The sequence below is a fragment of the Bradymonas sediminis genome (genome assembly GCF_003258315.1).
Lineage (GTDB): Bacteria > Myxococcota_A > Bradymonadia > Bradymonadales > Bradymonadaceae > Bradymonas > Bradymonas sediminis.
Genome location: NZ_CP030032.1, coordinates 3395299 through 3411461, shown reverse-complemented (window position 1 = coordinate 3411461; position 16163 = coordinate 3395299). Strand labels below are relative to the sequence as shown.

At 58.9% G+C, this 16163-nt stretch carries 11 protein-coding genes; 8 read left to right on the top strand and 3 right to left on the bottom strand.

Annotated elements, in window-relative coordinates; all coding sequences use genetic code 11:
- The first annotated feature begins 19 nt into the window (after positions 1 to 19).
- From DN745_RS12885 to DN745_RS12865, 5 genes are all read left to right on the top strand, one after another.
- Positions 20 to 556 (top strand): hypothetical protein, encoded by a 537-nt coding sequence (locus tag DN745_RS12885; RefSeq protein WP_111335418.1) that lies wholly within the window; start codon positions 20 to 22, stop codon positions 554 to 556.
- A 220-nt stretch (positions 557 to 776) separates the two neighbouring features.
- Entirely contained in the window at positions 777 to 1493 is a 717-nt protein-coding gene (locus tag DN745_RS12880) for a P-loop NTPase family protein (protein ID WP_111335416.1), read from the top strand.
- A complete protein-coding gene (locus DN745_RS12875) occupies positions 1471 to 3057 on the top strand; it encodes a Y-family DNA polymerase (protein ID WP_111335415.1) in 1587 nt (528 codons plus the stop codon). Before DN745_RS12880 ends, DN745_RS12875 begins: the two co-directional genes overlap by 23 nt.
- Positions 3058 to 3059: 2 nt before the next feature.
- Complete coding sequence (locus tag DN745_RS12870; RefSeq protein WP_111335413.1) at positions 3060 to 6269, top strand: DNA polymerase III subunit alpha; 3210 nt, start codon at positions 3060 to 3062, stop codon at positions 6267 to 6269.
- 78 nt (positions 6270 to 6347) lie between these two features.
- Entirely contained in the window at positions 6348 to 8156 is a 1809-nt protein-coding gene (locus DN745_RS12865; protein ID WP_162687653.1) for a hypothetical protein, read from the top strand.
- A gap of 190 nt (positions 8157 to 8346) precedes the next feature.
- Here the strand turns inward: DN745_RS12865 and DN745_RS12860 are convergent, their stop codons facing one another.
- Together DN745_RS12860 and DN745_RS12855 are read right to left on the bottom strand one after the other, a co-directional pair.
- Positions 8347 to 8874, bottom strand: coding sequence for a YceI family protein (locus DN745_RS12860; RefSeq protein WP_204354992.1), 528 nt, complete (start codon positions 8872 to 8874; stop codon positions 8347 to 8349).
- Positions 8875 to 9170: 296 nt separating this feature from the next.
- Positions 9171 to 10943: a DUF4215 domain-containing protein gene (locus DN745_RS12855; protein ID WP_111335408.1), complete on the bottom strand. Its 1773-nt coding sequence runs from the start codon at positions 10941 to 10943 to the stop codon at positions 9171 to 9173.
- 336 nt (positions 10944 to 11279) lie between these two features.
- Here DN745_RS12855 and mce point away from each other — a divergent pair, with 336 nt between their 5' ends.
- Positions 11280 to 11696 (top strand): methylmalonyl-CoA epimerase, encoded by a 417-nt coding sequence (gene mce, locus DN745_RS12850; protein ID WP_111335407.1) that lies wholly within the window; start codon positions 11280 to 11282, stop codon positions 11694 to 11696.
- A gap of 24 nt (positions 11697 to 11720) precedes the next feature.
- Here mce and DN745_RS12845 read toward each other — a convergent pair whose 3' ends face one another.
- Entirely contained in the window at positions 11721 to 12422 is a 702-nt protein-coding gene (locus tag DN745_RS12845; RefSeq protein WP_111335405.1) for an endonuclease III domain-containing protein, read from the bottom strand.
- Between the two features lie 436 nt (positions 12423 to 12858).
- On the opposite strand from DN745_RS12845, the gene DN745_RS12840 reads away from it, so the two are divergent.
- Together DN745_RS12840 and DN745_RS12835 are read left to right on the top strand one after the other, a co-directional pair.
- Positions 12859 to 14922 (top strand): PrkA family serine protein kinase, encoded by a 2064-nt coding sequence (locus DN745_RS12840; RefSeq protein ID WP_111335403.1) that lies wholly within the window; start codon positions 12859 to 12861, stop codon positions 14920 to 14922.
- Between the two features lie 122 nt (positions 14923 to 15044).
- Positions 15045 to 16160, top strand: a complete 1116-nt coding sequence (locus DN745_RS12835; RefSeq protein WP_111335402.1) for a DUF444 family protein — start codon at positions 15045 to 15047, stop codon at positions 16158 to 16160.
- Positions 16161 to 16163: the final 3 nt, after the last annotated feature.

The window sequence follows — 16163 nt, the reverse complement described above, 5'->3', positions numbered from 1 at the left end:
GCCCGAGTGAGACGAGAATATGGGACATTTTAACACGCGCGAGATGTGGTGGTTTCTGGGGTTTTTGGGCGTCGCGCTCCTGGCCGGCTTTTTTCTGGGCGGGGAGGTCGCGCTGGGCGCACAGATCGCGCTCTTCGATAATATGCTCAAGGTCTCAGCGATCGTGCTGGGCGTGGCGGGGGTGTGGATCGGCGTGCTGCACGGCCAGGAACTGCGCGCGCTGGGTTCATCGGGCGCCATCGCGGCGAACACCGCCGTCGAAGCCCCCGGCGACACCATCTTCGAGCGCCTGATACGCCTGGTGCTGTGGTCGACCTTCGTGGTTTGCCTGAGCCTGGCGGTGCTTATCTGGGGCGAGGCGATCGTCGGCGCGACCGCGATCGATGAGTATAAAAGCGCGCGCGTGATCTTTTTTTCGCTGCTCTCCTGGGTCGCGCTCTTCGAGATTTATTTGCTGCTTATGAGCCTGATCCCGCTGAGTGATCTCGACGATAAGACACGTCTAAATATGAAGCAAAAAGAGCGACGAAAGCGCGACCAGTCGCGCCGGGAGTAGTTTTTTTGGGAGCGCCCTGGAGGCGTCTGATGTCGATTTAAAGTAATAATGTGGGGCTGTGTTTTTCGTCTGACGAGCCCACGAGATTTCTCACGAAATCTCGTGGGCTCGTGACTTTCTTGTCGGCTAAATTTGACAAATATTTTGGGCCTGCCTATATATTGTTTCAGTGGGTTCATTTGTTCAGTGTTTTCGATTCTAACCCCAATATTTTGATATTATGGCTCTTCTACTCGATATCCCGCATGTCATGACGGCGCGCGCGCTTTTAGAGCGCGACCGCCCGGCTATGCCCGCCGATGGACCGAGCAAAGACGGCGGCGCAAATCGGGACTCAAGGTGGTCATTTGAGCAACTTCGGGGGCAATTGGTCGAGCTGTGCGGGGGGAATGCATCGGCGGCGCTTTCCTTTAGCGCGCGCCTTATCGTGCAGGCCCAGCAGGCGGACGCGCCAGTGGCGTGGGTGACGGCAGGGGAGAGTCTTTTTTACGCCCCCGATATGCTCGAAAACGGCGTGGATCTCGGGTCCCTGGCGATCATATGGCCCAGGGATGTCACGCAGGTGCTGCGCGGGGTAGATGCGCTTTTGCGATCGGGTGGGTTTGGCCTGGTCATCGTCGATATCAGCGAGGGGGCGAAGATAAGTCTTTCGCAGCAAAATCGGCTGGCGCGTATGGCCGAGCGCCACGAGGCGACGGTGGTTTTTCTGCGCGGAACACCCCTGGGCCAGGCGAGGGCGCCCAGGGGCGACGCGTCGCAAAAGAGGTCGAAGAAGACAGGCTCAAGCGCGCTGCGTGTTTCGCTGCGCGTCGAGGCGAGCCGGGCGCGCGCGCCGAGTGGGAGATTTCACTGCACGCTGCGCGCGCTCAAAGATAACCGGCGCGCGCCGGGGTGGACCGATAAGGAGGTGCGCCGTGGAACGCCTGGCCTGCGTTAAACTTCCTTTTTTGGCGATGCAGATCGCGCTAAAAGCAAATCCTGAGTGGCGAAATTTTCCCACGGTGCTCCTCGACCGCGATCATCCGCGCGGGCGCATTTTAGAGGCAAATAAACACGCGCGGCGCCTCAAGATCGAGCCCGGCATGCGTTATGCTGGCGCGCTCTCTCTCTGCAGCGATCCCGCGGATTCCGCGTTCTCTAATAATCTGCGCGCGGCCATCTATTGCCCCGACGAATATCAGCAGGTGCGCGAGGAGTTGCGCGAGCAGCTCGGCGATTTTAGTCCGCATCTTGACGCGCTTAGCGACTTCTCGATGCGCTTTTCGTTTTTGGCGACCGACTCCGCAAAAGCCGAGCGCGGCGAAGCCCTGGGGCGAACTACCGCCTTCTGGCTCCAGGCCACCGGTCTCGACAGACTCTATGGCAGCTTTGAGGCCTGGGCCGCCAAGCTCGAAGCAGCGCTGAAGGAGGAGGAGTTTTTCGCGTCAGTCGTGGTGGGATTTAGCCGGTTTGGCACCTATGCCCTGGCGCATACGCAAGGGGTTGGTGTGCGTGTTCTGGAGTCGAAAGCGCAAGAAAAGCATATGCTTAGGTCGCTTTCACTGGCGCGCCTCGACCTCGATCCTCGCCTGAAAGAAAGCCTGCTCCAGCTTGGCATCAGAACGGTCGGGGAGTTTTTAGACCTGCCGGCTTCGGGGATTGCCCGGCGCTTCGGCAAGGAGGCGCGCCAATTTTACGACTTCGCCTCCACCCGAAATGATCTTCCGATTCGACGCACCTCCGAGGACGCCCCGATCGAGCGAACGCTGCTGTTTGACCAGGGGGAGTTCAATACCGAGCGGCTGATCTTCCGGATCAAATTCGAGCTTCACGCGATGGCCCAGAAATTGGCCGGGCGCGCCCTGGTCTTGCTGCAGCTTGAGATGAATTTTTATCGCGATGAGGAGCTCGAGTTCTGCGAGATTGTTCGCCCCGCACGCCCGAGCCTCGACGAGAGCACCATGATCGAATTGGTGCGTCTTCGCCTCGAGATCATCGAGTTCAGCCGCACCCCGACGCGCCTTCATCTATTGGCGGTGGGCGTGCCCGACAAAAGTGAGCAAACTCGCCTGCTTAGCGCCCGAAATGACCGGCGCTGGGACGACGCTCAACACGCCCTGGCGAGGCTACGCGCGGAGTTTGGGCCGCTCTGCGTGCTGGGTTTTAAGGCACAAAATACCCATCTTCCCGAAGATCGCTTCGCGCTCAAACCCTTGCAAACGCTCGCCCGGCCAAGCGCGTCATTGTCACTTGTGACCGCGAATTTGGCGGCAAAAGACGACGCGCCAAATTCCTCAACATCCCTGGTTCGACGCATTTTGGCCGACCCCGAACCCATCGCACGCGCGGTGGCGATGCAAAATCAAGGCTCCGAAGCGCCCTATATTCTATCGGGACATTGGTGGACGCAGGAGGCCGTACACCGCGAATATTATTATCTCGACACGCATTCTGGCGAGCTTTTATGGGTGTTTTATGACCGCCTGCGCAGGGGTTGGTATTTGCATGGGAGGGTCGAATAAGCGTGAGGAATCCGGGATACGCAGCGCTATGGTGTAAGTCGAATTATTCTTTTTTGGAGGGTGCGAGCCATCCCGAAGAGTTAATCGATCGCGCGATTGAGTTGGGGGTTGAGGCGATCGCGGTTACCGACCGCGACGGCGTCTATGGAGTCGTGCGCGCCTATAGCCACGCGAGGGATAAAAATATCCATCTTATCTACGGCGCCGAACTCACCCTTGAGGACCAATCAACCCTGATTCTATTGGCCCAAACACGCGAGGGGTATCGTAAATTGTGTCAGCTGATCACCCTCGGTCAGGCCCGGTGCCCCAAGGGCGAATCACAGGTGACGCTCGCCGAGGTTTGCGCCCACGCGACCGACCTCATCGCGCTATGGGGCGGCGAGCAGAGCACGCTGATGCGCCCAATCCCGGAGCATGATTTTGATGTGATTGCGAAGGCGCTCAAGCGCGCATTTGGCGACCGTCTTTACGCGATGGTTGTGCGCCATCACCATGAGAATCAGGTCGCCGACGAGGCGCGACTGCTGGAGCGCGCCGCCCGATTTGAGCTGCCGATTTGTGCTGCAATCGAGACGCTTTATCACCGCCAGCGCCGTCGAAGGCTTCAGGATATTCTGACCTGCATTCGTTATAATACGACGTTGGAGCGCGCCGGAACGCTCCTAAAGCCCAATCATCAGCATGCGCTTATTTCGCCCGAAGATTTCGCCCAGCGCTTCGCCGATCTTCCCGAGGCCATCGCCAACACGCGGCGCATCGCGCGTCGATGCACCTTTTGCGCCTCTCAGATTAAATATGCCTACCCGACTGGTGGGCTTCCTGAGGGGGTTACTTCAGACGCGCAACTTCGCCGACTGAGCGAGGAGGGCGCGCAGAGACGCTATCAAGGCAAGATCCCCCAGGACGTGCGCGCCCAGCTTGAGCGCGAATTAGGCATCATCAAAAAGCTCGGTTATGCCGGATATTTTCTGAGCATGGCCGAGATTATCGAGTTTTGCCGAGACAATGAAATTTTATGCCAGGGGCGCGGCTCCGCGGCCAACTCGGTGGTCTGTTATTGCCTGGGGATCACCGCCATCGACCCGGTGCGCATGAACCTGCTCTTCGAGCGATTTATGTCCGAAGAGCGCGCCGAGCCGCCCGATATTGACCTGGATATCTCTCATAAACGCCGCGAGGAGGTGATTCAGCATGTCTATGAGCTTTACGGGCGTGAGCATGCCGCGATTCTTGCGAACGTCGTGCGCTTTCGCGCGCGCTCGGCGGTGCGAAGCGTCGGCGAAGTCCTCGGCCTCGACGCAGGCGCGCTGGAGCAGCTCGCCAAAACCACCGGACGCAGCCACGGGCCGGGCCCCGAGGACCTCGCCGCGGCCGGCCTCGACCCGCAGAATATGGAGGTCCAATGGTTGCTCGAGTTGGTCGAGGAGATGCTCGACTTCCCGCGTCATCTCTCGATTCACCCCGGCGGATTTTTGCTTGGCGCCGAACCGGTCCACGAGATGGTCCCGATTGAGCCGGCCACCATGGAGGCGCGAACGGTCGTGCAGTGGGACAAATACGACGTCGAAACCCTCGGGCTCTTCAAGCTCGATCTGCTCGGGCTGGGCGCGCTCACCCATCTTGATAAGGCATTTCGCCTGATGCGCGAGCATCGCGGGGTTGAGCTTTCGATGGCCGAACTTCCGGTCGACGACCCTGCGACCTACGCGATGCTCCAGAAGGCCGACAGCATCGGCGTCTTTCAGGTCGAGAGCCGCGCGCAGATGGCGATGCTCCCGAGACTTCGCCCGCGGGTATTTTATGATCTTGTGATTCAAATCAGCCTGGTGCGCCCCGGGCCGATAAGCGGCGGGATGGTGCATCCCTATCTGCGCCGGCGAAGCGGCGTCGAGCCCGTCGAATACCCGCACCCGAGTCTCAAGCCGGTGCTCGAGAAGACCCTGGGCGTGCCCCTTTTTCAGGAGCAGGTCATGAAGTTGGCCGTCATCGCCGCTGGCTATACGCCCGGCGAGGCCGACCAATTACGCCGTGATATGGGCGCCTGGCGCAGCGAGGGGCGCCTGGAGAAGCACCGCGAAAAATTAATCAGCCGTATGATTCAGCGCGGCATCGCGCGCGAATATGCCCAGCGGGTCTTCGAGCAGATCCGGGGCTTCGGCGAATATGGATTTCCCGAGAGTCACGCGGCGAGCTTCGCGCTGATTACCTACGCCACCGCGTATTTGAAATGTCATTATCCGGTCGAGTTTACCTGCGCGCTGCTCAACTCGCAGCCGATGGGGTTTTACTCCTCGGCGACCATTATCGAGGACGCCAAACGGCATGGCGTGCGCTTTGAGCCGCTGGATATCTGCGAGAGCGTTTGGGACTGCGCCATGGAGCCCATCGTCGCAGATTCTTCGATCCCTCGGGCGCCCCGAGCGCTGCGAGATATGCCAGGTCAAAGAGGTGCTAAGTTCTCGATTCGTATGGGGTTTCGCTATCTCAAGGGCATGCGCGAGGACGCATGGCCGGCGATTGAGCGAGCGCGCAGCGGCATCGTGGGGAATTCAATGCGCGACTTCGAGCGATTGCTCCAGCGACTCGCCGGCTCACTCGACGCCCAGACCCTGCGCCAACTGGCCAAGGCCGACGCCTTCCACCGCTTTGGCATCTCGCAGCGCGACGCCCTCTGGCGGGTGCGGGGACTTCGGCGCGAGACATTGCCGCTGTTTCCCGAGGGTACTTCTTCGGCCGAGGTGGCCGCCAATAAAACGGCCGCCATCGCCGAGCCTAAATTTGCCGCGCTCGACAAAAATGACGCCATCGCCTGGGATTATCGCACCACCTTTCATAGCCTGCGTGGCCACCCGATGCAGGCGGTGCGCCCCGAGTTAAAGCGCCGCAATTACCCCGACGCCGCCGAGCTCAAAGAATACCCGAACGGGCGCTCCACCCATTTTGTGGCGATGGTCATCTGCCGCCAACGCCCGAGCACCGCCTCCGGCGTGCTCTTTATGACCCTGGAAGATGAGACCGGCCTGGCAAATGTCATCGTCTGGCCAAAGGTCTACGAGGCCTATCGCGTCATCGCGCGCACCGAGGCTTTTTTAGGCATCAGCGGGCAGGTTCAGCAGCAGGAGGGGGTGTGCCATCTCGTCGCTGAGCGCCTCTGGGTGCCCCAGATTGAGCTTCGCCAGCCGGCTTCACGAAGTCGCGATTTTCGCTGATATCACAAATTATCCCCGGTGAGTTTGACATGAAATGTCTATTTTGAAAGGTTCGCCCCGTTGACACCAATCACGGAGATGAAAATGATTTCAAGGTTCTTATATAAGACGGTTCTGGGCGTTGGGTTTGCGGCAGCACTATCGGGTGGATGTGCCGATGACTCCGCCGATGCAGAGCCGCCTGAGGTGGAGGTGAGCCCGGAGGAGTGGAAGATTCAGCGCGCGTTCCCCACCACAAATGCCCCGGGCGTTGAGTTTGCGGGCTGTATCTATAGTTCACCGATGGAGTTTTCGGGTCCCAACGGCCTTGAGATCGTTGCGCTGGGCGCCGAGGGAAATCTACTCGGGCTCGACCCGACCACCGGCGAGCAAAAGTGGAGCCTGGCGCTGCCCGCGGCGCAAGGCCAGGGCGTCCTCTCCATCGCACAGCCCGCCTTTATCGACGATACGCGCATCGTCGTGGCCTATCACACGGTGCCCGGCGATCTGGAGAAGGTGGATGCCAATAGTCAACGCTTAAGCCACCGGGTCGCCGTCATCGACCTTGTGGCGCACGCGGTGGACCCCGACTTCGAGACCATCGAGCTAGAGGCAACCCACCAAAGCGTTGAGGAGGTCGATATTTCATTTCGGCCCAGCCACGCCCTGGCGCGCGGCGACGTGAAGATCGGCAAGCTCCCCGGCGATAGCCTCGGCAAGGTTTATATTACCGCGGGCAACACCCGCGACATTCAGCCCTGGCATGGGTGGGCGTTTGAGATTGACCTGGATGCCTGGCAAGCCCAGGGGGCTGAATTGGCGACATCGGCCAGCCTGATCAGCACGCCTGAGCCAGACGAAAATTGCGGCCCAGAGAATAGCTCCGGCTCGCGCGAGCGCAAGTGCGGCGGTGGATTTTGGGCCCCCTCCGGCCCGCTGATCATCGACCAGCCGGACGGCTACGAACTCGTGCTTGCCGCGGGCAACGGGCAGCTCGACCTGGCGCGCAAAGACTATGCGAATACGCTGATGCGCACCGGAGCCGGCCTTGAGTTTGACCCGGCCTGTGACGCCTCACTCTGCGCGGATTTTAACCCGGATGAGCCCTCCCTGGCCTGTATCGAATCCTGCGAGAACCTGTGGATACCGCGCCTGAGTGGACAAGATGATAAGGCGCCCGAGCCCTGGGATGATCGCTGCGACGGGCTGACCCTCTTCGAGTGCTGGCAAAAGCTCGACTATATCGGCGGCAGCACCCCTTCTTATGTCGAAGTTGGCGGCTATAAAACGCTGAGCTATCCCACCAAGGACGGCCACCTATACCTGATCGACCAGACGCATTACGGCACCCAATTTGACCGGATTAAACTCGTCGACCAATGCGGCGCCGCCGACGACCCCTGCGCCAAAGACTGGGCGGGGATGGCTGTTACCCAACCGTTGGTCGCCGGCGACGCCGAGAACCCGATCTTGTTGGTGCCCACCTTTATGCCCGATAAGACCCATCCGGCCGGCATTGTGGCGGTTGCCATTAAGGTCGACGCCTCCGGACCACGCTACGAGCGGCTGTGGGAATTCCCTGATTTCGAAGACCCCAGTGCGATCCAGCGCTTCCGTGAGCACCCTTCGCGTATGATGCTCACCCAATTGGGCGAAGATAGCCCCGAGACTGCCTGGGTGGTCGAGGTGGCCAAGGGCGATAAATCCGGCAAGCTGATCGGGCTCAACGTCGACGATGGCGCCCGCGTGTTTGAGACGGCCTTAAAAGGTCCGGGTCGCCGCTATGCGGTGCCGCTGCGCGTCGACGATATGATCTATGTGTCCTCGTGTGACGCCGATTCTGGCCCTGGGCGGGTTGAAGGCTTTAAGTTAACCAAAGAGGCAACTGAGCCCGCGGCGCAAGATTAATCGTCGCTTCTGATGCTCCCGGCGGGACAAGCTCGCCGGGCTTTTCGTTTATGACGATTCGCGCGAATTCGCAGGTTTGACCCCGCGCAAGCGCGCAAGAAAAGCAAGATGCCCCCATCGCGTTTTAAAAGCGATGGGGGCATCGATGCTTGGTCAGCGACCGCCAAATGAGCCGCTCAACTCACGTCGCTCACTCGCTCTCGGCGACTTCGACGTCGATATTGATGGTCACCTTTTTGCCGACCATCACCCCGCCCGACTCCATCGCCTTATTCCAGGTCAGGCCGAAGTCCTCACGGCTCAGCTCGCCGGTCAGTGAATAGCCGACCGAACGGACTCCCGACATCGGGTTTTTGACCGGCCCGAGTTGCTCGCCCTTCAGGGTGATGGGCTTGGTGATGCCGCGGATGGTCAACAAGCCCTCCAGCCTAACATTGTCGTCGCCGGATTTCTCGAAGTCCGTGCTCTGGAAGTTGATCGTGGGGAATGCTTCGACGTCGAAGAAATCTGCGGACCTCAGATGATCGTCGCGCTGCGATTGGGCGGTGTCGATGCTCTGGACGTCGATATTAGCGATAATTTTTGAATTGCCGAGCTCCACCGGGTCCAGGTTGAGCTGGACGTCAAAATTGGTGAACTCACCGTGCACCTTCGCGATCATCATATGGCGCACGCTAAACCCGATCTTCGAGTGAGCCTTGTCAATATTCCAGGTCATGATTGAATCCTTGGTGAAGAAAAATAAAGTGAGCGTTCATTGGACCTTTCTAACATCGGAGCCGACCTTCCAGGTCTTGGAAGGAAACTCTTTTATGACCAGGTCAAGGTGATCTGGCTCCAATTTGTGATGCCCCCTGAACGGCTACAAAATAGACGCATCATGTATCACAAATGAGTGACAGCAAGGGTAGGATCCGATCAGGTAGAGTCAAGCAACTAAAAAGAGGCGCCGCCTTAATCTTGACGAACGCCTCTTATCTGGACACACCGTGCTGCCCGACGGATTTGTACGGCTTAGTCGACGGGCAAATAGATATCGTGGCAATTCAGCCGCAAGCCCGTGTTGCCTACGGTGCCTGGCGATTGAACGAACTCAAAATCGCGCGCCACGCCATCATTTGAGCAGTCCTGCTCGAAAGACCCACCGCCGCTATTTCCAACGATTGCCGACTCCGAAATTTCCCCACGCGTGATGGCGCGCGCGCCGGACGCGTCTGCCACCAGTGAGTAAGGGGCACAGCGCACGCTGATGGCATCAATCGATGTGCCGCTTCGCCCACCCAGGCCCACCAACATCTCGTTGGCCGCGCAGCGCGCGGTGCTCGTCGTGCCGGAGGGCGCGCCGTAACCAAGCTGCGCCGTGGCGCCTCGCTCCGCCAATACGTAGTCGTCGCCCGCGCTCGAGACCGTCGAGCAGATCCCCTGGACTAAGCCAATCCAGGCCATAAAGTGACCACTGTGCCTTACGGTGATGCCCGTGAGCACTTCGTCCGCCTCGCACGAGGCGACTCCCTGGGTCCAGAAGGTGTTGGACGAGCCGTGCCATCCCATCCAGCGCGGGTTTAGGAAGGTCGTGGGGGCGCTCAGCGGGCATGTGACGGCGTCGCCGTTCAGGGCGGTCCCCACGCAATTGCCCGCCTGGCATATTGAGGTGGGGGTCTCACAGGTCGCGTGGTCGGCGATGCAGGCGTCGCCGTCGGCAACCGGGGTCGCCTGGCAAGTCGCTGCATTATTTTCAATCACGCACGCAGCCGTGGCGCAGAGCGTCTCGTGCGCCGAGCAATCGACCCCGAAGCAAAGCGACTCACACACGCCGGCCACGCACATCTGGTCGGTCGCGCAGACATTGCCACACGCGCCGCAGTTCGCGTCGTCACTGTCGGTGGCGACACATTGGTCGTCGGCTTCGCAATAGAATTCGCCGCGGGCGCATTCCACCTCGCACGCAGCGCTGCAGCCGTCGCCGTCAGTCGAGTTTCCGTCGTCGCATTGCTCCGTGCCGTTGTTATTGAGCGCGCCGTCGCCGCAGACCTCGGTGAGGCATTGGCTTGAGCAACCATCCCCGTCGGCTTCATTAGCATCGTCGCACTCCTCGTCGGCGGCCGCGTTGAGCACGCCGTCGCCGCAGCGCACCGGGGTGCAATCCGCGTTGCAGCTCGCCGACTCGCCGCCGTCGTCACACTCCTCGCCGGCGGCCGTGTTGACCACGGCGTCGCCGCACAGCGGCGCCGTGCAGTCGGCGTCGCAGCTCGCCGACTCGCCGCCGTCGTCACACTCTTCGAGCCCCACCACCAGCCCATCGCCGCATCCCAGCGCGCATACGCTGGGCTCTTCGGCGCTGCATATCCATCCCTCTTCGGTCTGGCAGGTGTCGTCGCAGCCGTCGCCCGAGTCCGCATTGCCGTCGTCACATTGCTCGCTCCCGTTGACCAGCGCGTCGCCGCATTCGGCCTGCGCGCAGATCCCCCCGGCGCATACACCCTCGGCGCAGTCGGTCCCTTCGGTGCAATTCAAGTCGGGCGCGCAGGGCGCGCAATCGCCGCCTCCGCAGTCGACGTCCGTCTCGTTGCCGTTAAGCAGATCGTCGTCGCAGGTCGGATCTGCGGCGATATCCTCACCGACGTCCTCACCGACGTCCTCACCGACGTCCTCACCGACGTCCTCACCGACGTCTTCACCGACGTCTTCACCGACGTCTTCACCGACGTCCGCAACGCCGGCATCTTCGCCGAGAGGTGCGTCTGAATCCGACGCCGAAGTGGTGCAGGCGCTTATCAGGCATGTCATAAATAGAACGAGAAAAAGGCTGTGGAAGCTGCTTCGCATTGGCTAAATCATCCATCGTGGTTAAAAAACAGAAATCGAAGATACTTTAGAGCGCGCGCGGCGGTGCTTTTGCCGATGCAAGCGCCGACAAATAATGGGTCGCCCTTGAAATAGAGTAGATATATCGATGGGTGACGGCATCTTTGCGGGTGTGTGCGACACATATATATTTAGACTTCGCGCCGCAGCAGTCAGCCGCTATAGAAAGCGGTGCATATGTTAAACGCTGTAAAATATGTTGTCACGATTACCTAATTGGGGTTTTGTGACGAATTCAACGCAATTGCAAGGAAAAATATGCTGACAAAGATCGACCATATTGGAATCGCGGTGCGCTCCATTGAGGCGAGCATCGCGTTGTATCGGGACGCGTTTGGCCTGGAGTTTTTGGGCGAAGAAGAAGTCGCGGCTCAGGGCGTGCGGGTGGCGTTTTTTAAGATCGGTGAGTCGATGATTGAGCTGTTGGAGCCGCTCAACGAGACGGGACCCATCGCGCGGTTTTTGGCGAAAAATGGCGAGGGCGTGCATCATATCGCGGCGGGCTGTGAGGATATTGAGGCGGGGCGGGCGCGGATGACCGAGCACCAGATTCGTCTGCTGAGCGACGAGCCGCTCGACGGCGCCCACGGCAAGCTTATCAGCTTTATGCACCCCTCCGACACCGGGCGCGTGCTCTTCGAACTCACCCAGCGCGCCGAGCCCGAAGAGGGTTAAGCAGAAGGTCGGCCCGCGTGTTATCTATTTCGATATAAGATCTTGATAATAAAGGCAGATATCGCCAAGCGGGCAGTCCTCACACGCCGGCGAGCGCGCGTGACAAACCTCGCGTCCATGTCGCACCAAGACCATATGCGCGGGGTAGTGCTGGCCGGCCGGAATCATCTCCTCCATCCGCCGGTGCGCTTGTTTGCTTGATTGGCCGGCGTCGAGCCAGCCGAGGCGCTCGCAGATGCGGAAGATATGGGTGTCCATCGGAAAGAGCGCCATGCCGGCGGCGTACATCAGCGTAAACGCGGCGGTCTTGGGCCCCACGCCCTTGAATGAGGTGAGGTAGTCGCGGGCGTCGTCGGGCGTCATCTCGCGCAAGAATTCGAGGCTATAGTCGCCGCGCTCCTCCTCCAAGCGCGCCAATAGGGCCTGGATGCGCGTCGATTTTTGCTTGGCCAGGCCGGCGCAGGCGATGGCTTCTTCGAGGTCTGCGCGCGGCGCGATCTGGCAGCGGCGCCAATCCCCCGCAAATTTATCGAGCAATTGGCCGAAGGCGCGCTGGCAATTCTGCCGGGTGGTCTGCTGGCTCAGGATCGTCTGCACCAACACTCCCAATAAATCATCGGGGCCATCGTAGGTCGGCTCACCGTAGCGCGCGTAGAGTTCTTGAAGCGCGGTCGTGAGCGTGGCGTGACCATTTTCAGAAAATAAATTCGCCTGAGATTTACGCATAAATCACTCCCTGAGTTTCCTGCAAGATTTTGGCCCCATATCGGTGTCGCGCTCAAAAAACGTCGCGGGCGCGATTGTCTTTTGTCTAAAAGGAGTTGTCCCGACTTGCAGACTACACGCGATAACAAGTATGAATAGAGAACGCAGAGAAAATATTGACTTTTGGGCGCCCGAGCACACGTTGATGGGCACTGATTCTAGAACCCCGAGCGCGCGGGAATGAATCGTCCGGCGGTGGACGTTTAACTACCGTGGGGCCGAAAGAACCTGCAAGCGCGAAAAGTGAGATTCAGGGCTCTGATTTACCATCCGACGCGGCCTCCCTTGCGATGAGCAAGCGCAGATTTGGGGTGGGATTCAGGGTCCGCAAATACACAATATTTGATGAGTTGTTTCGCCAATTAGAGCCCGGTCGAAGTTCCAGGAGAGACTGTATATGAGCCCCAAAAATAGTTTATTGAATCGAATTGGAACACATCAGAACGTCGATGAGTATAAGCATCTTCATTGGGACGGAACTTTCGAGGAATACCTCGATTTGGTCCAGAAGGACCCGAATATCGTGCGCACGGCCTACCAGCGCATGTACGATATGATCCTGTCTTACGGTTCCGAAGAATATATCGACAACAAGAAGAAGATCGTGAAATACCGGTTCTTCGACGACCCGATCAATCACGGGCGAGACGCGATTTACGGACTCGATATTCCGCTGATGCGGCTGGTCAATGTCTTCAAATCGGCGGCGCTCGAGTACGGCACCGAGAAGCGAATCGTGCTCTTGCATGGTCCGGTCGGCAGCTCGAAATCGACCATCGTGCGGCTGATGAAGGCGGGTCTTGAGAAATATAGCCGCAGCGATTCGGGCCAGGTGTATACCTTCTCCTGGAAGATGACCGACGAGTTGAAGCACCTGACCGGCGGCCAGGAGATGATGCCCGACCCGATGAACGATGAGCCGTTAAAGCTGATCCCGGACGAGTGGCGCAAAGACGCCATCGCCGAGATGAACCTCAAAGAGGGGCGCTACCCGGTGCGTATTCGCGGGGATTTGAACCCGGCGAGTCGCTTCATCTTCAAGGAGTTGATGCGCCATTATAAAGGCGATTGGACCCGGGTCATGGAGCATGTCGTGGTGCGGCGCTTGCTCTTCAGCGAGAAAGACCGCGTGGGCATCGGCACCTTCCAGCCCAAGGACGAGAAGAACCAGGACTCGACCGAGTTAACCGGTGATGTGAACTACCGAAAGATCGCGATCTACGGGTCGGACTCGGACCCGCGCGCGTTCAACTTCGACGGGGAGTTCTGCGTGGCAAACCGCGGCGTGATCGAGTTTGTCGAGATCCTCAAGCTCGACGTGGCCTTCCTCTACGACCTGCTGGGGGCGACTCAGGAGCGAAAGATTAAGCCGAAGAAATTCGCGCAGACCGATATCGATGAGGTCATCCTGGGCCACACCAACGAGCCCGAATACCGCAAGCTTCTCAATAACGAGTATATGGAGGCGTTGCGCGACCGTACGGTCAAGATCGACGTGCCCTATATCACCAAATACTCCGAAGAGATTAAAATCTATAAAAAGGATTTCAATAACGAGAAGGTCAAGGGCAAGCATATCGCCCCGCATACCATCGAGATGGCGGCGATGTGGGCGGTGCTGACGCGCCTTGAAGACCCCAAAAAGCACGACCTGACCCTGCTGCAGAAGTTGAAGCTTTATGACGGCAAAACCCTGACCGGTTATACCCAGGATAACGTCAAGGAGTTGCGCAAAGAGACCGAGCGCGAGGGGCTCGAAGGAATCAGCCCGCGCTATATTCAGGACAAGCTGTCGAACGCGTTGGTGACCGACAAGACCGACAGCTCGATTAACCCATTCCTGGTGCTCAATGAGCTCGAAGGTGGGCTTAAGAACCACGGTCTGATCAACTCCGAAGAGGAGCGAAATCGCTACCGTGAGCTCTTGGGTATCGTCAAACAGGAGTACGAAGACATCGTTAAAAACGAGGTTCAGCGCGCGATTTCGGCCGACGAAGAGGCCATCGGCAAGCTGTGCGCCAATTATATCGACAACGTCAAGGCGTATACCCAGAAGGAGAAGGTGCGCAACAAATACACCGGGCAATACGAGGAGCCCGATGAGCGTTTGATGCGCTCCATCGAGCAAAAGATCGACATCCCGGGCAGCCGCAAAGACGACTTCCGCCGCGAGATTATGAACTATATCGGCGCCCTGGCGATCGAGGGCCGTCAATTCCAATACGACACCAACGAGCGGCTGCATAAGGCGTTGGAGCTCAAGCTCTTTGAAGACCAAAAAGACTCCATCAAGCTCGCCAGCGTGGTGTCGAATGTGGTCGACAAAGAGACCCAGGAGAAGATCGATATCGTCAAGCAGCGCCTGATCAAAAACTACGGGTATAACGAAGAGTCGGCGACCGACGTGCTTAACTTCGTCGCCAGTATCTTCGCCCGCGGTGACTCCAAGGACCAGGACTAACGCATCGCAGCTTTGACGTTGGCGGGGCGGCCCAGGCGGTCGCTCCGCCCGCGGTGCTCAGGTGTGTTGCGTGGGGGCGCGTTCTCCATTGATATCAGCCCGTCAAGAAGACAAAGATACGTATGACTGAACTCAATAAAATCCAGCAAGATCATCGCCGCTTTAAGCAGATCGTGCGCGGTAAGATCAAACGCAACCTGCGCAAATATATGAGCCAGGGTGAGTTGACGGGGAAGCAGGGCAAGGATGTGGTCAAGGTGCCCATTCCGCGCATCGATATCCCGCGTTTTCGCTATGGCTCGAAGAATACCGGGGGCGTTGGCCAGGGCGAAGGCGAGCCCGGCGATGTCCTGGGCGAGGGCGAAGGGGAAGAGGGCGAGGGCAAAGAGGCCGGCAACGAAGCCGGTGAGCACGGACTCGACGTCGACGTCTCCCTCGACGAGCTCGCCGAGATCATGGGCGAAGAGCTCGAATTACCCAATATCGAGCCGCGCGGAAAGAAGCGGGTCGAGACGATCCGCCAGAAATATAGCGGCCTGCGCATGACCGGCCCGGAGAGTCTGCGCCACTTTAAGGAGTCCTATAAACAGGCGCTCAAACGCCAGCTCTCGCTCGGCGACTATGACCCGGATAACCCGGTCATCGTGCCGATCAAAGAGGATATGCGCTACCGCTCATGGAAAGAGACGGAGCTGCCGGAGTCGAACGCGGTCATCATCTATATGATGGACGTGTCGGGTTCGATGGGCGACGAGCAAAAAGAGATGGTGCGCATCGAATCCTTTTGGATCGATACCTGGCTTCGCAGCCAATATAAGGGGATCGAGAGTCGTTATATTATCCATGACGCGACCGCCAAAGAGGTTGACCGCGACACGTTTTTCCATACGCGGGAATCCGGCGGCACGATGATCTCAAGCGCCTATAAATTATGCCTGAAGATTTTGGAGAAGGAGTATCCGCCCGAGGAGTGGAATGTCTATCCCTTCCACTTCTCCGACGGCGACAACTGGTCGGTCGATGACACCGGAGAGTGCCTGAAGATCTTGAGCGAGGGGATCATCCCGCGCTCGAATATGTTTTGCTACGGGCAGGTAGAGTCGCCCTACGGGTCCGGGCAGTTCATCAAGGACCTAAGCGAGCGATTCGGCGGGGACGACGAGGTCATTCTCTCCGAGATTAAGAATAGAGAGGCGATCTACGATTCGATTAAAGAATTCCTGGGAAAAGGTCTTTAAATT